This window comes from Dorea sp. AF24-7LB (genome assembly GCF_003478575.1).
Classification (GTDB): domain Bacteria; phylum Bacillota; class Clostridia; order Lachnospirales; family Lachnospiraceae; genus Dorea_D; species Dorea_D hominis.
Window position 1 is genome coordinate 71,130 of record NZ_QUFR01000009.1, and the last position, 21,572, is coordinate 92,701.

At 39.3% G+C, this 21,572-nt stretch carries 22 protein-coding genes; 3 read left to right on the forward strand and 19 right to left on the reverse strand.

What is annotated here, in order from left to right:
* Positions 1-48: 48 nt before the first annotated feature.
* The 10 genes from DWY31_RS09920 to DWY31_RS09965 form a co-directional block, all read right to left on the reverse strand.
* Positions 49-501, reverse strand: a complete 453-nt coding sequence (locus DWY31_RS09920) for a C-GCAxxG-C-C family protein (RefSeq protein ID WP_118520349.1) — start codon at positions 499-501, stop codon at positions 49-51.
* Positions 502-548: 47 nt separating this feature from the next.
* The gene (locus DWY31_RS09925; protein WP_118520351.1) at positions 549-1,103 is read right to left on the reverse strand and encodes a M48 family metallopeptidase; all 555 of its coding nucleotides are present in this window, start codon (positions 1,101-1,103) and stop codon (positions 549-551) included.
* 45 nt (positions 1,104-1,148) lie between these two features.
* Complete coding sequence (locus DWY31_RS09930) at positions 1,149-1,535, reverse strand: DUF4186 domain-containing protein (RefSeq protein WP_021860322.1); 387 nt, start codon at positions 1,533-1,535, stop codon at positions 1,149-1,151.
* A gap of 2 nt (positions 1,536-1,537) precedes the next feature.
* Positions 1,538-3,235 carry an acyl-CoA dehydratase activase gene (locus DWY31_RS09935; protein ID WP_118520353.1) on the reverse strand — a complete coding sequence of 566 codons (1,698 nt, stop codon included), beginning with the start codon at positions 3,233-3,235 and terminating at the stop codon, positions 1,538-1,540.
* A gap of 2 nt (positions 3,236-3,237) precedes the next feature.
* Positions 3,238-4,512 carry a 2-hydroxyacyl-CoA dehydratase subunit D gene (locus tag DWY31_RS09940; protein WP_118520355.1) on the reverse strand — a complete coding sequence of 425 codons (1,275 nt, stop codon included), beginning with the start codon at positions 4,510-4,512 and terminating at the stop codon, positions 3,238-3,240.
* A gap of 199 nt (positions 4,513-4,711) precedes the next feature.
* On the reverse strand, positions 4,712-5,278 hold the full coding sequence (locus DWY31_RS09945) for a helix-turn-helix domain-containing protein (RefSeq protein WP_118520357.1): 567 nt from the start codon (positions 5,276-5,278) through the stop codon (positions 4,712-4,714).
* 186 nt (positions 5,279-5,464) lie between these two features.
* Complete coding sequence (locus DWY31_RS09950) at positions 5,465-6,367, reverse strand: PDDEXK nuclease domain-containing protein (RefSeq protein ID WP_118520359.1); 903 nt, start codon at positions 6,365-6,367, stop codon at positions 5,465-5,467.
* 48 nt (positions 6,368-6,415) lie between these two features.
* On the reverse strand, positions 6,416-7,231 hold the full coding sequence (locus DWY31_RS09955) for an AAA family ATPase (RefSeq protein ID WP_117538029.1): 816 nt from the start codon (positions 7,229-7,231) through the stop codon (positions 6,416-6,418).
* Positions 7,232-7,238: 7 nt separating this feature from the next.
* Positions 7,239-7,628, reverse strand: coding sequence for a hypothetical protein (locus DWY31_RS09960; protein ID WP_117538028.1), 390 nt, complete (start codon positions 7,626-7,628; stop codon positions 7,239-7,241).
* A gap of 31 nt (positions 7,629-7,659) precedes the next feature.
* Positions 7,660-7,974, reverse strand: a complete 315-nt coding sequence (locus DWY31_RS09965) for a hypothetical protein (RefSeq protein ID WP_243060531.1) — start codon at positions 7,972-7,974, stop codon at positions 7,660-7,662.
* Between the two features lie 259 nt (positions 7,975-8,233).
* On the opposite strand from DWY31_RS09965, the gene rd reads away from it, so the two are divergent.
* Entirely contained in the window at positions 8,234-8,398 is a 165-nt protein-coding gene (rd, locus tag DWY31_RS09970) for a rubredoxin (protein WP_021860312.1), read from the forward strand.
* 47 nt (positions 8,399-8,445) lie between these two features.
* On the opposite strand, the gene DWY31_RS09975 is transcribed toward rd, so the two are convergent.
* Positions 8,446-9,114, reverse strand: coding sequence for a Crp/Fnr family transcriptional regulator (locus DWY31_RS09975; protein ID WP_118520361.1), 669 nt, complete (start codon positions 9,112-9,114; stop codon positions 8,446-8,448).
* Between the two features lie 118 nt (positions 9,115-9,232).
* On the opposite strand from DWY31_RS09975, the gene DWY31_RS09980 reads away from it, so the two are divergent.
* Positions 9,233-9,655 (forward strand): bacteriohemerythrin, encoded by a 423-nt coding sequence (locus DWY31_RS09980; protein ID WP_118520363.1) that lies wholly within the window; start codon positions 9,233-9,235, stop codon positions 9,653-9,655.
* Between the two features lie 349 nt (positions 9,656-10,004).
* Here the strand turns inward: DWY31_RS09980 and DWY31_RS09990 are convergent, their stop codons facing one another.
* From DWY31_RS09990 to DWY31_RS10025, 8 genes are all read right to left on the reverse strand, one after another.
* Positions 10,005-10,661, reverse strand: coding sequence for a DUF4230 domain-containing protein (locus tag DWY31_RS09990; RefSeq protein ID WP_158575509.1), 657 nt, complete (start codon positions 10,659-10,661; stop codon positions 10,005-10,007).
* A gap of 153 nt (positions 10,662-10,814) precedes the next feature.
* On the reverse strand, positions 10,815-13,052 hold the full coding sequence (locus DWY31_RS09995; protein WP_021860307.1) for an ATP-dependent helicase: 2,238 nt from the start codon (positions 13,050-13,052) through the stop codon (positions 10,815-10,817).
* Between the two features lie 287 nt (positions 13,053-13,339).
* Positions 13,340-14,530: a hypothetical protein gene (locus DWY31_RS14200; protein ID WP_118520367.1), complete on the reverse strand. Its 1,191-nt coding sequence runs from the start codon at positions 14,528-14,530 to the stop codon at positions 13,340-13,342.
* A 10-nt stretch (positions 14,531-14,540) separates the two neighbouring features.
* On the reverse strand, positions 14,541-15,716 hold the full coding sequence (locus DWY31_RS10005; RefSeq protein ID WP_158575510.1) for a M20 family metallopeptidase: 1,176 nt from the start codon (positions 15,714-15,716) through the stop codon (positions 14,541-14,543).
* Positions 15,717-15,730: 14 nt separating this feature from the next.
* On the reverse strand, positions 15,731-17,083 hold the full coding sequence (locus DWY31_RS10010) for an amidohydrolase family protein (RefSeq protein WP_117538021.1): 1,353 nt from the start codon (positions 17,081-17,083) through the stop codon (positions 15,731-15,733).
* Positions 17,084-17,277: 194 nt separating this feature from the next.
* Positions 17,278-18,852 (reverse strand): PucR family transcriptional regulator, encoded by a 1,575-nt coding sequence (locus tag DWY31_RS10015; protein ID WP_118520371.1) that lies wholly within the window; start codon positions 18,850-18,852, stop codon positions 17,278-17,280.
* A 64-nt stretch (positions 18,853-18,916) separates the two neighbouring features.
* Positions 18,917-19,585 (reverse strand): HAD family hydrolase, encoded by a 669-nt coding sequence (locus tag DWY31_RS10020; protein ID WP_021860302.1) that lies wholly within the window; start codon positions 19,583-19,585, stop codon positions 18,917-18,919.
* 69 nt (positions 19,586-19,654) lie between these two features.
* Positions 19,655-20,011, reverse strand: coding sequence for a molecular chaperone Hsp90 (locus DWY31_RS10025; RefSeq protein WP_118520373.1), 357 nt, complete (start codon positions 20,009-20,011; stop codon positions 19,655-19,657).
* Positions 20,012-20,206: 195 nt separating this feature from the next.
* Between DWY31_RS10025 and DWY31_RS10030 the strand changes: the two genes are divergently transcribed.
* Positions 20,207-21,565: an MATE family efflux transporter gene (locus tag DWY31_RS10030; RefSeq protein ID WP_243060534.1), complete on the forward strand. Its 1,359-nt coding sequence runs from the start codon at positions 20,207-20,209 to the stop codon at positions 21,563-21,565.
* The last annotated feature ends 7 nt before the right edge of the window (positions 21,566-21,572 follow it).

Genomic DNA, 21,572 nt, shown 5'->3' on the forward strand with positions numbered 1-21,572 from the left:
TCTAAATTTTGCAAGAATGTCTTCGGCATTCTTGATGCGAGATGCGCGTCATGCAACGCATGAATCTATATAAGTTTCCAGAATCTCTGCTGCTCTTCTACAGGCTCTCACACAAGGTCTGCTCTGATAATATTCTTCTGTTCTTACTGCAGGCTCTTCTAGAGCTTCTCCTTTTTTCAAACCGAGAAGCTCTCTGCAAATCAGACTTCCTTCCGATTCTTCAAAAGAGCCACATAATTTCTGCACAAGTGCATAAAGCTCTTTCTTTCCGGCGGCATCTTTCGGATTCTCATATCCATATAGCTCGCCAAGTACCATAGTCATCCCCGTCACAGCGCCGCACACTTCCCGAAGTTTTCCGAATCCTGCTCCAAATGGACTGGCTTTTTTCGCCGCCTCTTCGATACTTATACCAAGCTCTTCTGCAAAAGCTGCATAAACAGATTGACTGCAATTGTAACCCATTCTGAATAATTCTTCTGCCCTGTCTGCTTTACTCATTTCCATTTCCTCCGTTCTTACTTCTATGCCGTATACAACACACTTTTCTACCGCCTTGCCATTATCATACTGCCTTCATTCTTTAACCACAACACCGATTTTTTATAATCCGGAAGTATCCTCTCTACTTCTCTCCAGAAATTTTTTGAATGATTCATTTCTTTTCTGTGGCAAAGTTCATGAACGACAACATAATCTATGATTTCCGGTGGGGCAAGCATTAACAGACAGTTAAAACTCAGATTCCCCTTGCTGCTGCAGCTTCCCCATCTTGTCTTTTGGTTACGAATCGTAATTCTTCCGTAAGTAACTCCTATGATTTTTGAAAAATATGCCACCCGCTCCGGTATGTACTTCAATGCTTTGTTCGCTAATTCTTGTATCTCTTCATCAGTCAATTTATCCGTTCCGGATGCATCATAATGCTCTTTTCTTCTTCTCATCTGAGCAAGATGCTTTTCGATCCATGGTTTTTTCTCCTGTAAGATTCGTTCAATCTCGCTTTTGGAAGCACGCCATGGTGCCCGTACTGTTACCGTTAAGTCCTGATTTAACTGAATTGCCACCGTTTTTCTTCCGGAACGGATAACTGTATATTCCATCTGCATTCTCCTTACTATCTGCCTATACTTACAGAAATGCCAGCTTTACTTCTTATGCACGTTTTTATATGCTTCCATCTCTTTCTGAATCCACGTCATGATCACATCCACCAGATACTCCTGCTGTACCGGGCTTAATTCCCGTCCAGGGCGCATCTTATGCCACTTGCGGATACATTCCCGACAGCAGGTAGCTGTCGCATGCTGAGCGATAAATACCGGATGTCCCTGCATTGGTGTCTGTTTCCCATCATTTGGAATAACTGCCGGTGCTTCCCGCTTTGCGATAAAGTCTCTTGCATGCTCCCGGATCGTATCCAGTCCTTTTTCATTAATATAATCAATATCTTTCTTTTTCAAATGAAAACCGCTACGGAATTTGGAATGTTCCAACCGGTCAAATAACTGCTCATACCATTCTTCTTTCGTCATTTTTATTCCTCGTTTTTGCATTTCTTATATGCAAATAATGCTGCTCCAAGCGCTCCGCAAAGCTGTGCTTCATCGCAAATATACAGTTTTGCTCCAAGCTTTTCTTCCAGTGCCTGAATAATACCTTTATTTTTCGCAACTCCTCCGGTCATCATATATTCACCCGGATTTTTCTTGCCGAGACGCGCTGCAAGTGCACCGACTTTCGATGCTACAGACACATTTAATCCGTGGATAATATCTGCAACATTTTTATTCTGCGCAACAAGTGACACCACTTCTGATTCGGCAAATACAGTACACATGCTGGAAATAACGATATTTTCTTTCCATTCCAGACCTTTGGTACTCATCTCTTCCAGCGGCATTCCAAGCGTTCTCGCCATCATTTCCAGAAAACGTCCGGTTCCGGCTGCACATTTATCATTCATAAGGAAATTCGTAACCGCTCCGTTTTCATCAATACTGATTGCTTTAATATCCTGTCCACCGATATCAATGACCGTGCGGACATTCGGATTCAGATAATGCGCACCCTTCGCATGACAGGTGATCTCCGTGATACTGTCATCACCGCTGTCAATATAAGCACGTCCATATCCGGTTGTGACAATACGCACGATATCATCCTTGTTAATTTCGGCTTTCTCTACTGCTTTCTCTAAACTCTTCTCCGCGCTCATCATCGCACCGCCGCCGGTCGGAATGATCATCGTAGATTTGATTTTTCCATCCTGATCTAAAATAACAACATCTGTACTTGTTGATCCACTGTCAATTCCCGCTACATAATAGACTCCTGATTTCATTTTTTCTTTTGCCTCCTCGCTGATTCCTTTTGCTGCATCCATATCTTCTGATCCTTCAATTGTTTCTGAAAAAGCCTGAATCCTCGTCAACAGCTGTCCGGCACTCTGGCTTGTAAAATCAGTTTCTATTTTAAGAAGTGGAACTTTCATATTCTTCTTTATACTTGCATATTCAAACCCATAATAATCACAGAATTTGATCGTATGATAAATAATTCCTTTCAGGTTCGGATCGAGATAAAGCTCATTTCTTCTGGAACTTTGGTTCATACGGAAACACGGAAGCTGTCCAAGAAGTGCATCCGCATATGCAAGAAATAATTCATTTTCATCCAGTTTTTTCATTTCATCCGGCAATACAGATAGTTTTCTTCCTCCTGTACAAGTAAGGTTTTTCACATCCATCTGTATATTTTCCTGGATCATTTCTTCCAAAACGCCACTGACGCGTACCCCCATCACTCCGATATAAGGATTATTTTTTGCATGAAATGTTGCAAAACTATTTATAAATCGTGTTTTGTCAAATGTTTTCCCCGAATATTTCTCATAGGCATCCTTCAATCCACAAATTGCGCGGGCAAATTTTTCCTTTTCACATTCATTATCGTCATGAGGCAGATCCAGCATGTAAATGAATTTGCATTTCTTTGTATTTTTTACAATATCATACACGCGGCGCATCGAATCACAGCAATTCACAAGAACCAGCTCATCTGCTTTTCCTTCCAGAACTGCCTGAATGACAGATTTTCCGAATCCACATAAATTTGCGTGTGCAATCTGATCCGACTCTTCAAAATTCTCCGGCATTTCTTCCAGAACGGCACAGGTTTCACCAAAACCTTCAAATAATTCTATCGGTGTATATTTACAGACATAATATATCATGACTATCTATCCTCCTTGCCTTTTTCCAGCATTTCCATAAATGCCTGTAATCTCGTAGACACCTGACCATCACTGGTATTTGCAGGGTTACAGCCGTCTCCGTCAAGAATCATCGTTGGAAGTCCTGCTTCCTCCAATGAACTTTTTATCAAGCTAGAGGCGCCGATCGTTCCTTTGCAGCCCCAGTGTGCAAATAAGATTCCACCGTCTGCATTCGTCTCTTTCGCAAGTTTTTCTGCAACCTGGATTCTCTGATCTACACTTCCGTTGTAAATGCAATTGACCATTTTTTCAGCCAGAGCCTCATATGGATCCGACGCATGCATTTTCTGAAATCCATCCGCGACAAAGTCGCAGGCACTGATGTGCATCTTCGGATTATAGTTGAAGACATCTTTCACCGGCTGCTGTAAAAATGGCATAATATGCATCCAGAGGACATGCAAACCACCGCCTTTTGGAGCTTTCTTCACATCTTTTAACAGTAATTCTGTATATTTCACTGCCTCTTCTGAACCTGCCAGAAGATGACACATAAAAATTGCATATAATTCATTTGTCAGAGAAGTCACCGGATCATGATCTTTGCGAAGTGCGAGCTGCTGCTGATAATATTCAGATGCTTTTCTACTGTTTGCAACTGCTTTTTCCACTGCCTCACTGGAAATCTTTCTCTTAGTTACATCCTCCAAAAATATCGTCAGCTCACGCAGCTGTTCCGCAACATATTCGATTGCTTCCTGATTCTTCTCATACGGGACATCAATATAAAATCCCGGCACATGATATTTTTCTTTCAAATAAGGGAATGTCATCATATTGCCATCACAGGCAAGATTTGTATAAATCGTGCATTTCGGCTTTGGCAGGAATCCTGTCAGAGCAGCCCCTAAAAACACACGATGATAAGAGCACATCGTCTCCGGAAATCCTTCTTCTTCCGTTCTTCTAAGAAATGTCTGTTCACAATTTGTTCCTGCCATAAAACAGGACATTGCCTCAACCGAATACGGTGTTAATCCTGCTGCCGTCAGCAGTTCTCCCGGCACAAAAATACTGACCATCGCGGAATTTTCCGGTCTGGACAGTGCCTGAATAATATTTTTCATAACTATTTTCGCCACATAGCGACCTGATGATGGAAGTGCACGATCCGGAAAAAGGCATAACCGTTTCTCCTGCAGGCGGTATCCCGCGAGAAGAAGGCGGCGAGCTTTTTCTGAGTCTTTCAAGGTAGCACTGCTCACCATATTTCCAAATTTGTCTATAATGTTCATTATAAAACCTTTCCTTTCATTGTATGGTTATCAATCTTTTATCTTGATGCGTATTTCATAGTGTAAATATGACTTTGCTTCAGATATGCCATACAATTATACTCTCTTCTTTTTTTCACTGCAAGAATGAGCTGTGTAAACATGGCGAAATCCCCGTCAATGACGAGGATTTCTTCAATGGTGGTATGTATATATTCTTTTATTCTCCTGGTTGCAGTGCATTCAATTCCTTTTCAAGCCGTTCTTCTATTTCCTGAAGTCCCACAGTAACTTCACATTTTCCTTCTATGTAATCGTCAAAAGGATTCCACTCCTCTTTTGGAGTAATAATTCTATTTGGCATTCTGATGTAATTTTTCCTTTCCTCTTCCGTTGTGTTTTTCACAAGATATTTCTCGTATATTTTTCCTTGTTCATTTATGAATTCCGTTTCTACAACTTCGTACAAAGCTTTTAAAGCCAACACACGCTCCGATTCTTTCAATTTTTCATCTTTATCTGCGCCCCATAAAATCATTATTGCCATATAAATAAAGCGGTAATATGCATGATTTAATTTTGCTTCTTCTTTTTTCCCATTCAAAAGAGTATCTATACTTACCGAAAATATCTCTGACAAACAAATTATTTTCTCTAGCGAAGGTTCACTGATACCACTTTCCCATTTCGTTACTGCCTGTCGCGAAACCTCACACTTTTCCGCAAGCTGTTCCTGTGTAAGCCCTGCTTCCTTTCTGTATATTGCGATATTTTGACCTAATTTCATAACATGTCCCTCCGTATATTTATCTTTGATAAGAATATCTTATAAAATATGAGCTGATTATTCCACCAACCAGAGAGAACATTTCTAGCAACTAATGGTTGCATATTGAAAGTATTATATAGAATTTTTTATATATTTCACTTGATTGATAATAATTGCGACAGCCCCTGCTTGTTTCTTCTGCTGTTATTCTTTTTTCTGTTTATGCCATTCATTCAAAACAGCTTCCACCTGTGCAATTAGCTGCTCTTTATTTGGGATATAAGAAACATAGCGCGAAGCAAAAATATTGTTAGATAAACCACCAAGTGCATATTCAGCCGCTATACTGTCTTTGTCCGTACAAAGGATAATACCAATTGGTGGGTTATCATGTTCATCATTCACTTCTGCAGCATAATAATTCAGATACATATTAAGCTGTCCTGCCGCTTCCGGTGTAAGCTTAGTTGTCTTTAATTCGATCAGTACATACGCACGAAGAATTTTATTATAAAAAACCATATCCGCATAATAATGAGTATTGTTCAATGTAATACGCTGTTGCGTTCCCACAAACATAAAACCTCGTCCTAATTCCAGAAGAAATTTCTCTATCTGTGCGACAAGCGCTTTTTCAAGATCACTTTCTAGCATGGGCTTATTTTCTGGTACGCCCAGAAATTCAAATACGTAAGGGTCTTTGATAATATCTAACGGAGTGGACATCTCAATTTCCTTTTCTGCAAGCGCAAGAACGGTTTCCTTATTCGTTTTTCCCTCTGACAGTAATAATCGTTCATAGAGCGAAGTAGAAATCTGTCGCTTTAATTCACGTGTAGACCACCCGGAATTAATAGCTTCTTTTTCATAAAAGCTTCTTTTGTCCGGATCTGAAATCGTCAGTAACTCGCAATAATGCGACCATGACAATTTAACAGACACTGTCTGTTGAATTTCATAACTTTGATAAAAGCGTCGCATAATTTGAAAATTCGATACAGAAAAACCTTTTCCAAATTCTTTCGTTAACTCTTTAGAAAGTTGCTTTAAGGTCTGTTTTCCATAATCAGCCCGATCATTATTTTTTTGTTCATGCTCAACAATTATTTTCCCTCCTGCTTATTGATCTCCCATCCCTAGATATGAACTTATCGTTTACTCAAATTCCCCTTCATGCTTCTTAAAGAAATCGTAAAAATATCGGATATTTTCCAACTTGCTCCACTTTACAACTTCGTATTCCTTCAAATCAATATTATAGATCTTCGCCTGCAGTGTTCCCAGCATAAAAGGTGAATGTGTTGCTATAATAAACTGACATCCAAGCAATCTGGCTAACTTATTAATCTCTTCTGCGAGCTTCACCTGATTGGCAGGCGACAGTGACACTTCCGGCTCATCCAACAAATATAAGGCGTCCGGCTGGAGATATGCATCAAAGTATTGCATGGATGTCTCACCATTGGAATATTTTTCCTGTGCAAATTCAATATATTGTTTCTGCATATAGCCATCTTTTGAAGCCAGGAACTTCTCCGCTTCCTGCTTCTTCCAGCCTTCCCGCACCATGTCATAAACCATTCCCTCGCCTAAGACCTTCCTTTGCTGAATCTTTTTAATTTCATAAAGGACGTCTTCACTTTTTATATAACGGCTGGTATCCGGAACCTTGTAGTACGGCTCTCCATCCTCATCTTCTCCATATGCAATGCCACATTCTTCTATAAATTGTTCCACATAATCTGTTATTCCAAAAGAATTGCTTGTTGCCCGCTCCCTGCCTTTTATCTCTAGCTTATCCGCTATAAGATTCAATATCGTAGATTTCCCAGATCCATTATTTCCATATAAAATCGTAATTGGTGCAAATACAAATGGCTCTGTGTATTTATCTCGGAATACAGAATATGGATAAATATTGGGATTCTTTATCTTCCTGTCGCTTAATTTAAAACTGCTTAAATAAATCATTTTTCTTTTACCCCACCATCGGCTCTTCTGTCAGTATAGTCTCACATTCGGCATCATTCTGCTCTCCCTCCGTAACCTGTAAAATATCCTCAATCTCTTCAATCTCCTGGTCAATCTCTTCTGTTCTTATTTGCAGATTTGCAATATACTGCTTGGCATATTGATAAAATTCTGCCTGTTGTCTGGCAAATGCGAGCCAGTCATTTTCTCTTCTATCATAGGGCGTATCTATCTTCACTTCACACTTCTTTTTCATCGGCAAACTCCTTTCTTCATTTGTATCAGGCCACTCATAATCTGCTCTTGGTCTCTCTTTTATTACACAATTTTCAAACAGTTCATCATACTTTCCGACAAGTCTGTCATGAATCTGATCATCGGTAAAAATTGTCTTCATTCATAGCTTCTGCCCTCTTCCCGAATCCCGGTTAATCATCATAGTGATTCCAGCCACCGAAAAATCCCGGACTGCTATGTCCTGTCTTATGCCCGCTGTTATCATAATGATTCACACCGCTGAAAAATCCCGGACTGCTATGTCCTGTCTTATGCCCGCTGTTATCATAATGATTTACACCGCCAAAGAAGCCTCTTCTGCTTTCTCCGATTTTGTGTCCGTTGGCATCGTAGTTCGTCATGCCGCCCCAGAAATTTCTCCGGCTCTCTCCGATTTTATGTCCGCTGGCATCATAATGATTAATATTTCCAAAAAATCCTCTGCTGCTATGTCCTTCTTTTCTCATAATCTTGTTCTCCTTCCAAAATAAGTATTGGTTTTCCCTATCTGTTTCTCACTGGTTATACTCTATTTCCATAGCTGTCCAATAAAAAGTCCTCAAACGGATATTTTTAAAGATATTTAAAGGATATTTTTAAACTTTTTACAATAATTTCCTTTTCGTAACATTTGTTACATCTATTTTCTTCATTCTTCGTTATACTACAATCACAAGTTAAGAAACAACACCTTAACTTATAAATTAAAAAAAGGAGATTTTAATTATGAAAAAATATGTATGTGAACCATGTGGCTATGAATATGATCCAGCTGTTGGAGATCCAGATAATGGTGTTGCACCGGGAACTCCTTTTGAAGACCTGCCGGACGACTGGGTATGTCCGATCTGTGGAATGGGAAAAGAAGTATTTGTTCCAGAAGAAGCTTAATGCTTCTTCCGGGCAAACCAAGTTCCGTTTGATGTAAAGCAATTGCGCTATTCTTCTAACTGCAAAGACGCATGATCCAAAACCTCAATTGTCTTTCTACCTGCCAGACGGATCGTTCCTTCTTCCTGAAGGTTAAGAAGCATCCGCGATAACGATGGTCTGGTTGTATTAAGATAAGATGCAAGATCTTCACGATTCATTTGCAAATTCACTTGATTATCTGCATTGCAGTTTTCCAGAAGATATGTAGCAACTCGCTGACGGAGATTTCCACTGGTCAGTACTTCAATTTGATGATTATTTTTATCGGCTTTTTCTGCAAAGACCTGAAGCATATTGAAAACAACTTTGCTGTGATGAACACAATTATTTCCGCATCTGCCTCCAAAAAAATTTTTCGATACTTCCAGAACTTTTACTTCATTTTTAGCTTTTGCATAGCCCGAATAAGCCGATTGATGGAGAAACAATTCAATTTCGCCAAAATCTTCTCCTTCTGTTACCTGACCGATTCTTGTGACTTTACCATTCAGATTGATACTGCCGACTTCCACATCTCCATTTAACAGAAAATAAAGTTTTTCAGGGCGGTCACCCTGCCTGAATATATATTCATTTTTTTGATATTTCTGTACGACAGCCTGAGAACAGATCAAGCTTTTCTGCATCTCATCTTCTGTCAGGTTATGAAATATCTGCAACTGTTCTAATTTCATATATTTTGCCCTTCTCTCTGATATGCCCGGCAATTAAGGATATGAACCCGGATCTTTGTTAATAGCTATTATAGGGCAGATATATGAGTCTTTCAACGAAAATACGGAGGTTTTTATTATGACAATTACTTTTGATAATAATTTAATTACAGGGAATGAAACAATTGACACACAGCATAAAGAACTGATTGATCGTATCCAGCAGTTTGTGACTGCCTGTGAATCCGGCGACGGGAAAATAAAAGCAATTAAAATGCTCGATTATCTTGACGCATATACAGATTTTCATTTTAAAGAGGAAGAGACTCTTCAGGAAAAAGTTGCATATCCTGAGCTAGCAAATCATCATGCAAAACATGAAGAGTTCAAGAAATCTATTCAGGAGCTGTATGATTTTCTCAATGAAAATGAAGGTCCGAATGAGCAATTTATTGAACAGGTAAAACGTAACGTTGTAGACTGGTTATTCCATCACATTAAAACATTCGACCGTTCTGTTGCTGAATATATCCACTTGCACGATAATTCTGAACGTTTATAATGGAAATTAATAAACATAAACTCAGACAGGAGGGCACACGATATGGTTCATCTCAATCCAGAAGCTATCGCTTATATGCAGAAATATAATCACAAAGATATTCTTCTCTCGATAGAAAAGATTACCAGTTGATGTGCGCCTCCGCGTCTGGAGATATCAGTAGGATTTACTGATAAGAAAAAAGAGGACTTACTGGCAGATGGTTATGTCTGCGAGCGAAGTCCTCTTGGTAATGTGTATTATCGCTCTGATGGAGTTATTGCCACGGGAGATATTTCTGTAAATTATGTAACTTATCCATGGCTTACTTGTTTTGAAGTAGACGGGCTCACCATTAAAAATCAGACCTCTATTTAAACTGTACTACGACCTTACGTCCGCCTACCGAGCCGTCAAGGATCTTATGGATCAGTTCTTTTGCATGGTCATCTGCTTTCTCCAGAAATGAGGATGTATCTATATCATCATTGTTCTCTATATCTTTTTCTGCTAAAGAAATTGCCTTCTTGGCATCCTCTTTTGTCTGCCAGTTAAAAATGGCTCTCTTTTCATCCATGAACTTGATGGAATCCGGATCCACCTGTGGTTTTCCTAACACTTTTGCATGTGGAATCGTAACAATTACTTCTTTGTCTGTAATCTTTTCTTTCACCTCATCCATCTGGATTCCGGCTTTTAAAGTTGCGCTGTAATGCATCAAAAAACTTTTCTTATTAATAAACGGAATACTTCCATCTTCCATCTGCTCTGTGGACGAATAGGTAACCTGCTGTGTTGCGAGTTCACCAACGTCTTCCAGTTTTCCAGAAATATAATCATTGGTAACTTCTGTCTTAGTCATTGAATTGTAAATATTAATTCCACCAACTGCTCCAATGACAATTCCAACAACCAGGCTAATACAAATTGTTTTCACTTTTTTCGCTGCTTTTTTCGATGTTTCTTTCATGTTCATTTTTGTTTCTCCGTTTTCCTTTGTTGTTTCAATCTCTTTAAACTCTTTCATCGTTTTTTCCTCCTTATGACATTGCATTTTGTGAAAATGTAATTGAAATGCTTGTCTTTTTTACTTTTGTTGATTCTAAGTATAAGGATTCTGTCTCTATAAATATACTTCCGTATCAGGGAATTATCTACCCCTATTCCCCTGATATAGAAGTTATATCTGCAACCACCCTCCACTTGCAACAACTGCCAGGTTTAATTTTCGTATCTTATCCTTGAACCGTATCTGCACATTCTTTTCATCTACAGCAATCACGGTTCCAGTTCCGAATTTCCGATGCACAACAGTTATGCCAGGATGAATTTTTTCTATCTTATGCTGCGTTCCAGTAGCAGAATCTTTTTTGGCTGCATGAGATGCATATGTCAGATATACCCCGTCTTTCTTATATCCTGCGGGCTCCCCATTTCTTCCTGCCCTACTATTATTCGATCTGTTTCCGTTTTTTCTATTTCCGGTTGCGCTGTTCGACAAGCTACTATAAACGCTTTCTTTTTTCCCGGAGCGAGTGTTTGTCTTCTCTTGTTTTCCAAGAAGTTCCTCGCAAAAACTGCTCTTTCGATTCGTTGTCATAAGCCGTAAATCCTGCTTCGCTCTTGTTGCTCCTACATAAAATAAACGTCTCTCTTCCTCGTATGTTTCCATTTCTTCTCGAGAAGGCTTTGAACTATGAAGGCTCCTCGGGATCTGTGCCGGCAGGATCCCATCCACTACATCTAACATATATACAATTTCATATTCTAACCCTTTACTTGCATGAATCGTAGAAAGAATAAACGGACAGTCTTCCGATGTTTTCTTAGTTTGAATGATTTCTTTCAATTCATCCAGGCGCCGGATCAGATCCTCTGCCGTAGGCTCTAATTTCCCAATAATCTTCACAACTTCCAGCTTACTGTCATTTATTTCGTTTCTTTGTAAATAATCTTGATACCCCATATAATTTGTAATGCGATTCACTGCCTTGTCACCCGGTTCCTGTAACAGATGTTTCAAATGTGTTCGCATTGCTTTTGCATTGCTTTTTTTATATTCATCAAGCTTGGAACTTACAAGCGCAGCATCCAAGATCGGCAAATCTCTTTCACGGCTGATTTCTATAATTTCCAACGCTTCTTTCCGGCTTAAATATAGTCTCAGTTTATAATAAATCTGCAGGAACAGTTCTTCATCGCTCGGATTTGCAGCAAATTGAATGATATGAACAATATCAAGAACAACCCGATTCGTGAAGAAAGTCACTTCTGCGTTCCGCATCCGATATGGAATTTCCTGCCGTTCCAAAAGATCAATAAGCGGAATTGCACATTCATGATCCCGGTACAAAACAGCTGTCTGGATTTCACAACGTTTTGCTACTTTTAACAGATACTGATATTGTGCTCTTCTGCTTTTCAAAGCTATTTCCCGTATCTCTCTTTCTGCTTTTTTTGATGCCCGCATATGTTTCTCATGTCGGAATTGATTCTCCTGAATAAACCGGTCTGCCGCTTCTACGATTTTTGCATTAGAACGGAAATTTTCTTCCATCAGGAGTACTTTTGCTCTCGGATGATCTTTTTCAAACGAAAGCAATGCTTTCGGATAAGCTGCACGAAAGCCATAGATACTCTGGTCTTCATCCCCCACCATGAATAACTGTTCTGTTCCAGATGCAAGAAGTTTTATAATTGCATGCTGAATTCTGGATGTATCCTGCGCCTCATCCACACAAATATACGGATAAAGTCTCTGAAAATATGCCAGTAAATCAGGAAATTTACGAAGCATATTGTAAGCGTATACCATCTGGTCGTCATAATCCATCAGACCTTCTTTCCGCATTTTTACACAGTATGCCTGATAGATTTCCAACAATTTTAATTCTTCTTTTTCTTCTAAATGCCGGATTTCTTCTTCTGTCAGCATCATGTTTTTTATGTATGTAATCAATGTCCTCACATTTTTCAGATCACTTTCTGTCGGGTAACTGTGTTCTGTTTCCTGATAGATTTCTATCAGAAAATGAAGGATGATCTTTTCATCCTGCACCAGTTCAAATGCAGATTTACCGACACTCCGGCTGTAATATTGTATAATTTTTGCACAGATTCCATTGATTGTGCGAAATTCTAACCGTTCAGCCAGTTCTTCTCCAAAATAAGATGCAAACCTCCTGGACATATCTTTTGTTGCTGCGACTGTGTATGTCACTGTCAAGATTTTCTCCGGTGCGATTCCTTTACAGAAAATCATATATCCAAGCCTTGTAACCAGTACGGTCGTTTTACCGGATCCTGGTACTGCTAAGAGAAGTATCGGTCCGTCTACACTTTTTACCGCTTGCTTTTGTTGTTCATTTAATTGTACAGGAAACTGCCTTTCAAATGCTTCCCATGACATTTCTTTCATGATTTCAAAATCCTTCCTGTTTCTTGATTCCTTTATTTCTTTACAATATTATTATTTTCTGACTTATTTTCTCTGTTTTTATCTGCCAATTATGTTGAATAACCTGCTGAAAATATCTGTTTCATTCATTTGCTTTTTTTCATGCTATAATAATTATTCACCAAGTGAAAAATAATAGAGAAAAGAACCATTGTGTAATAGATATTACATCGAAATCTATCTATCACGCAATGGTTCTTTTTATTTTCTTTTTATAGTATCTTTTTTTTAATAATAATATCCATTAATTAAAACCATGGAAGAGCACTGATTACAACAGATACCGTAATTGTTGAAATTGTCATAGATGTTACATTCGCTACTGTTCCATGTACACCCTCCGGCAGTTTTTCTGAGAAAAACTGTGCAATCGGTCCTCCTATAATTCCACCGAGAACACCTGCAAATACCGCTACCGGAATATTCGCACCATACATTAGAACACATGCCGGTCCGACACTGACAACCGGAACATACGTTGCATACCAGCCACCATTATCAAATTTTCCTGCATACAGGAACACTCCCGTTGCCGCTCCGACAAACTGTGATAAAATTATAGCCGGTACAGCTCCTGAGCCATATGCTCCATGATTTCCACATACGATTGCGCCAATCACTGCGCCTGCCAGCAAAAATGCAGATGCCACTTCATTTCCATAAAACTGTGCTTCTGTAAAATCTGCAAAAACCCTGCGTACAAACCAGCTTGTACTATATACATCATCTGCCGGTGCTGCCTCCGTCCGATGTGGTTTCACCGGCACAGGTTTTACCCACGGAAGAATCTTACAAACCATACATACAATAATTCCCGTAATTGCCATCGTTGACACATTTGCTACGACTCCCGGAAGTTTCCACGGAGTCACAATTGCGTTTCCAATCCATATTGCAGTAGGGGCACAGATTAAACCACCGATAATGGAAGATGTCAATAATGCCGGAACGCTTGGACCGTAAAGCAACATAACTGCCGGTGGAGCACCTACTACAGTAATAAATGTTGCGATCCATGTTACGGATGAATCTGCAAATCCATTAATATAACGAAATACAAAAATTGCCAGTCCCAGGGAGATGAGCTGTGATGCCAACACCCACGGGAATAAGGTACTACTTCCATAGCAGACATCAAATCCTGCATATTTTGAATTTTTGATCGCCAATATCCATGCTACAATTCCTCCAAGTATAATTCCTATTCCGGCAAATACACTTGCATAAAACTGTGCTTCTGTAAAATTCATAAAGAACCAGGCAATCTGTTTTGGCACAGAATCCAAAATTCCAGAAATCATATTATTATAATCAAATACTGCATTATTACCGCTTATTGCTTTTAAGCCAAAATAAAATGCAAATCCAATGACTATACTTATGATAAATCCCGGTAATGCGCCAGTCATTTTTTCTTTCGTCTTTACTGTCTCACCCATTTTTACCTCCTCATAGATAATATTTTTCCAGATATTTCTGATACAATTTTGCATATCTTCTTACGCTTTCCAGAGAAATATGTTCATTAATACAATGTGCAAGTGCATCATCTCCTGGTCCTGCGATTACAAATGGTACAGATATTTCAGGAATGATCTGTGATGCATCTGTATAGAAATAATGTCCTTTATCTTCTGTTGAAATTCCCACCATCTGTGCTGTTTTCATGATCTGTTTCACCAGCGGGCTATCTTTTGATGTCTCCAATGCCGGTCTGTCATTCATCACTTCAATGGTAATTTGAATTCCCGGTATTTCTTTTCTGAATCGGTCTGCAATCTCTTCTGTACATTTTAAAATATGTTCATGACTGACTCCCGGAACTGTGCGTATATCCAATTCTGCTTCTGCAGTTGGTGGAATAATATTCGTCATAATTCCGCCACACAGTTTTGTAACGGATGCTGTTGTCGTTCCCAGAATCGGATGCAGCTCCCCGGTTTCCACTTGTTCTTTTAACTCTGCGACTAATTTTTCTACATACTCAACAGCATTAATCCCAAGGTCTGGTCTGGATGCATGCGACTGCTTCCCTTGCACCGTAATTTTCAACCAAAATGCACCTTTTTCACAAGTACCTATTTTCTCATCTGAAGGTTCGCATATAATTATTTCATCAACTTTATTCACCGTACCATCTTCTACAATTCCGCAAATTCCGCTTCCCTTACTTTCTTCATCCGCAGTAAAGCAGAAATAAATAGGTTTCTTTGGTCTTTTTTTTGTTTCCAGCATCCATTTTAATGCCAATATCATGGCCGCGTCTCCACCCTTCATATCAGCAGATCCGCGTCCATAGAGAATATCACCTTTTACAATAGCATCATGTGGCGGATAACTCCATTGACTGTAATCTCCACATGCAACCGTATCCATATGACCGACAAATGCGATACCGCCTTCCTCTGTTTCTCCATTTACTTTTATGATCAGAGACGCTCGGGTTTTTGAATGATTAATTTTTTTATATACGATGTTTTCTGGTAACATTTCTAATATGACATCCGCAAGTTTCCCTTCATTTCCTTCCGGCTGGCAAGTATTGATCTGCACCAATTTCTGAAGAATTTGTTTGCATTGTTCAGTTGTTATCTGTGCATACTTGTTATCATTTTCTTTTTTCAACTGTCTTCTCCCCTTTATTTCTGGTACGAAAACATTACAAGCTCACCTACTCCGGTCTTTCTTACCATACCAAATTTGCTAATCCATCCACCTGCTCCACAGTTTCTTCTCACCGCACGGTTTTCAAAGGATACAATTTCTCCATTTACGATTGTGTACGTTGCAAGTTTATCGTCCATATCTACAACTGTAACATTTGCAAGTGCGCCAACACCAAGATGACCAATCTTATCTGTCCACCAATTATTTGCTGTTCTATTTCCGATTAACGCTGCCGGATTACAGGTCATTGTCGCAACTGCATCACTCAGGCTTAAAACTCCACTTTGTGAAAGTTCTATAATAGCCGGAATATTATCTCGTGTATCCCCGAATCCTTTCATTGTTCCCTGATTCTGTCCATCCGAAATCAGAATCTTTACTTTTCCTGATTCCAATGCATCATATGCTAATTTCTGCGATTCTTTTGGAAGTTGAAGCCCTTCACGACTTCCTCGTCCTGCACGAAGCATGGTTGTAACAAACTCTGCGGAAATATTGTCTCCATTTACCAGATCAAGAACACGTTTCATACCTTCTGCTGCTCCCATGTGTGTTCCACATCCTGCCGCTGTAGCATGTGCCAGATGTAATGGACGTCCTTTTGCAAGTGATACCAGTCTTTCCGCATGTTCTGGGTCCTGTGTATGGGACATATAAATCAGATTTGCTTTTGAAGTAATTTCATAAATCTTATCAATATTTTCATCAGACATAATAAAATGTCCCATATGATCTTTAATTCCAACCGTTAAAGCAGCCGTTGTATTGGTAATTCCATTTCTTGTCATCTTTGTAGATAATGTATCTGCATCTATCTCGCCTTTAAACATACGAATCAACTCATCTACTGACATCTGTGTTCCAAGTACATTTGCAGCTCCAAGATAAACGCCAAGGTTAATCGGAACTCCATGATCTACTTCCGCACCAAGAAGAGATGGTGCCATAAATGTATTTCCGGCTCCCGGTGATAATCCTAATGTCACGCCATCTTCTGCTGCACAGAAAATTGGATTTGTACTTACTTCAAATAAATCGCCAAGATGTAAATGCATGTCAACCAATCCCGGCATAACAGTAAGTCCTTCGCAATCAATTACGCGATCACCGGTCTCTGCTGCGATATCATCTGCGACCTGACAGACAATCCCATCTGCAATCAGGATATCGGTCTGTTTGTCTACTTTATTCTTTGGATCAACAACATGTCCGCCCTTTAAAATTAACCGTCCGCTCTTTTGTATCTGCCCGATTGTATCCTGCATCTGATTCTTTTTTACAGTTGCCAGTGCTCCGTCCAAAAATCCTACTTTGTTTTCGTACATTTGTCTGCCTCCTTCTTTGAATACTGTATTGTTATTTATGTGACGTAGTATACCAGACTTTATTTTGACTTTCTTCATCTTTTTGATACTATTTTCTCAGTAAATTATTGTACCAAGTGGACAACAGCGAAAAATATTCGAAAAAATATACAGCTAATAAATTCCTATTTACAAAATTTATTAGCTGTATATTTTTATTTTTCATGCATCTGATATAACTTCAATGCGAGTTCCAGATTTAAACGTTCTTCCTGATCCTGCAGATCCAGTTCTAATATCATTCCCAGTTTACGATATCGGTATTTCATAGAATTGTAATGAATAAATAACTTTTCTGAAGTTACTTTTAAATTCCATCCATTCGTTACCAGAGCAATAAAAGTATCCATCATATCTGTATGATGCTTTCGATCATATGTACAAATTTTTTCGATATATTGTTTTTCAAACTCTTTCGCTTCTGCACTATGACTTACCAGTGACAGCAACTTAAAAATCCCAAGTTCATCATAAAATACAACCGTATCTTCACGTTCCATACTACGGATAATTTCTATCGCTTTTCTGGCTTCTTCCCAACTGTCATGAATCTGGCTTATATCTTTTCTGTAATTTCCAATTCCGATAGTCGCCGTAAATGGAATTACACGAGCAATCTCATCTTTAATTTCCTTTGCCAGTTTCTTTAAGTTTCCTCTAAACGTCTCTTCATCCTCGTATTTTTCCGTAATAATAAATACAATCTGATCACTTAATTTACTATACACATAGTGTGCATATTCCTGTCCGACACGCTGTTTGCTGATTAACAAAACCCGTGTCATCATTTCCATCATACGTCTGTTTACATTTTCATCCAGATGTTTTAAATACTGTTTTTTAAAATGATCAATATCTACAATAAATACGACTCCACCAAGATAAAAATCCCAGTTATAGATCATCGCACGATTTATGATTTCTTCTTTAGAGCTAATATTTCTGGTTAACATGTCCTGCACAAACTGCTCTCTGTAATCAGCTTCAATTTGGCGCGCTGTAAGTTTTTTCTGTAATTTTAATATTAAAATAGTGCCCGCCTGCTCAATCGCAATCTGATAATAATCCCGAAAGGATTCATCATAGTCGTTCCATTTACTTCCAAATACAAGGTATCCGTATTCTTCTTCATTGATATGAATCCGATACCGCCCTGTTTCTTCTATTCTCCCCTGGGCGGTGTCTTTCGTATAATAAGTTTTATCAAAACAGGTATCTACAAATGCGGCTTCCTGATGAATATGTTCTTCCAGAAAAGATAAAATAGTAGAAATGTCTTTATCTTCCAATACCATCTTTGTATAAGCCTGATGCACTCGTTCCGAATACTGCAGGATTCTGGATTGATGATTAATCACCTCCTGCAGCACTGGATTGATCACATCTGTAAATGCAAATTCGAATGGAATAGCAATAATGGGAAAGTTCAATTTATTTGCCTTTTCTATTGCATCTTGCGGATATTCATAAATAAACCGGTCTAACTTTATTCCCAGAGCACATGCTCCATGTTTGTCCAGATTTTCAATTAGAAAAGCTAAATATTCCGGCTGATCTTTGACTACATAACCAGATGTAATCAAAAACTCACCGCCTTTCATCCACTTATAAATATCCGGCGCATCCATAACACTGACCGTTTTCACTTCTCGATCACTGCCGTTTTTCCCGGCTATAATCTTAAAATCCCGAAATATATCCATGGCAAGAATATCTCTGAGTCTTATCATTTTCTCACCCGCGTTCCTCTAAACCGCTTTTATTGTCTGTTAATCAACGCAATAACTATTTTTCTTACATTTCCTGTATCAGCTTAACCAGCTTCTCTATGCCATCTTCCGTCCACGCCGGGATCTCCAGAATTGCATTCGGGATGTCCTGATGTCCGGAGTGTGGATTATGCAGCCATACGCAATCCATCTTCGCTGCCAGTGCTGCTCTGCCGCCATTCGTAGAATCCTCAATGACAAGGCAGTTATCTGTCGGAACATTCAGCCGTTCTGCCGCAAGCAGGAACGTATCCGGTTCCGGCTTTGGATGTTCTACATGATCTCCGCTTGTAATACTATCAAAATACGGCATCAAACCAAGTCTTGTCATTGCATCCATAATCTCACTCTCTGGTGAGGAAGAAGCAACTGCAAGCTTGTATCCCATTTCTTTTAATTGTTTTAAAGCATTTTCTACTCCTGGCATCTCCGGAAATCCTTCTGCCTTAACAATCTGTGATTTCTTCACCTTCATAATCCGATTCATTTCATCCAGATCCGGAAAATCCACTCCATAATGCTCCTTTACCAGATCTCTGAAAAACTGTCTGGTTGATCCGATACATGGTAAATAAATATCATAATCAAACTCCACATCATAGTGTTCTTTTAAGATCTCTTTCCAGCATCGGTAATGCAGTGGCTCTGTGTCGATCAGTACTCCATCCATGTCAAATATAACTGCTTTTATCATCTTGTAAACCTTTCTGTTTCTTATGTCAGTTTTTTATTTATGATATCAAGATTTCTGACATCATCGCAATTATGCTAATATCTCTTCTTTCTTTGCCAGAATTGCTTCGCATGCCGCACATGCCGGACAGTCACAATACTTCGCACCTGCTGCTTTGATCTCTTCTGCATGAGCAAGTACACCTTTTGCAGCATCTCCGAATACTTTTGCTCCCATATCAGATCCTGCAAATGCAATCAGTCCATCGATCGGCATGATATCTTCTTCCAGTTCTGCAATATAATTCTTTGTTACTTCTGCTTCTTTCTCTGTCCCAACTGCTTCAAGCCATGCATTTGCTGCTTCTTTTGCTTCTGCTGAGCAGGATGTTGCCGCGATCAGTTCTTTTGTTTTTTCTGTTACATAAGTTTTTACGTTCTCTGTCATTTCTACACTACTTCCTTTCTTTTATCACCCTTGCCGGAATTCTCTATTTCAGATTATAAGCATATCCGCATAATTTTGCAATCAGGGTTGTATTTCTTTTTTCTGAAATCTATAATGTATTTGCCAGATAGAATTATAGTACTTTACTGTAATTATAAATACAAATTGATCGATTTTAACAGGAGATTTAATAATATGAATGAAACTACGAAAAAAGAATCGCGCCAGATGGATATGCTCCATGGAAAAATTTTCAAAAATATGCTGATCGTTGCACTTCCGCTCGCCGCCTGCAGTATCATGCAGCAGTTATTTAATTCTGTCGGTGTCGCCGTTGTCGGTCGTTTTGCTGGAAGTGAAGCGCTCGCTGCCGTTGGCAGCAATGGGGCTGTTATTAACCTGCTGGTTACATTATTTTCCGGCATTTCACTTGGATCAAATGTAATCATCGCCGGCTATATCGGCGAAGGCAATCAGCAAAAGATTCCAAGCGTTGTACATACTGCCGTTACGCTGGCACTTATAAGCGGAATACTATTACTTCTGCTTGGTCAGATCATTTCACATCCAATCTTGCTGCTCATGGGCGCACCGAAGGATGTCCTTCATCTGGCAACCGTTTATCTGCGGATCTATTTTCTCGGTATGCCATTCATGATGCTCTATGATTTCGGCGCATCGATTCTTCGGAGTATCGGAGATACAAGACGACCACTTCTGGCATTAATTGTTTCCGGTGTGGTAAATGTAATTTTAAATTTCCTGCTTGTTGCCGGTTTCCACATGGATGTTGCCGGTGCCGGTATTGCTACAGTTGTTGCAAATGGTGTAAGTGCACTGCTTGTCATCTGGTTTTTACTGCATGAAGAAGAACCGATCCGGGTTTCTTTTAAAAAGCTCGAAATCAACACTTCGGAACTTATCCGTATTTTAAAAATCGGTGTTCCTGCCGGACTGCAGGGCATGGTCTTTTCTGTTGCCAATGTCTGTATCCAGTCTTCCATCAACAGTTTTGGCTCAAAGGCGATTGCCGGATCTTCTACTGCGTTAAATTTTGAATACATTACTTATTTTATCGTAAATGCATTTGCACAGACAACAGTGACTTTCACAAGTCAGAATTACAGTGGAAAAATGTATGACCGTTGCAAGAAAGTCTTTCGGGAAGCCATGCTTGCAAGTATGATTTTCTGCGGGATTTTAAGTATGGTCTTTGTTCTCGGACGTAACTTTTTTATCGGTCTGTATACGACAGATCCGGATGTCATCCACTATGCAATGATCCGCCTTGTGATTATTACTTCTCTGGAACTTCTGACAAGTACTTATGAAATCAGCGGCGCTGCACTTCGTGGAATGGGACACTCAATGACACCTGCCGCACTTACAGTCTTTGGTTCCTGTGTTCTGCGTCTGATCTGGATCGCAACTGCCATCCGTATCTGGCACAATTACACTTTGCTGATCTGGATTTACCCGATTTCCTGGGTACTTACCGGAACAATGGTTTTGACTGCATACTTCCTCACAAGGAATAAACTATTTAATCAATAATGATCGC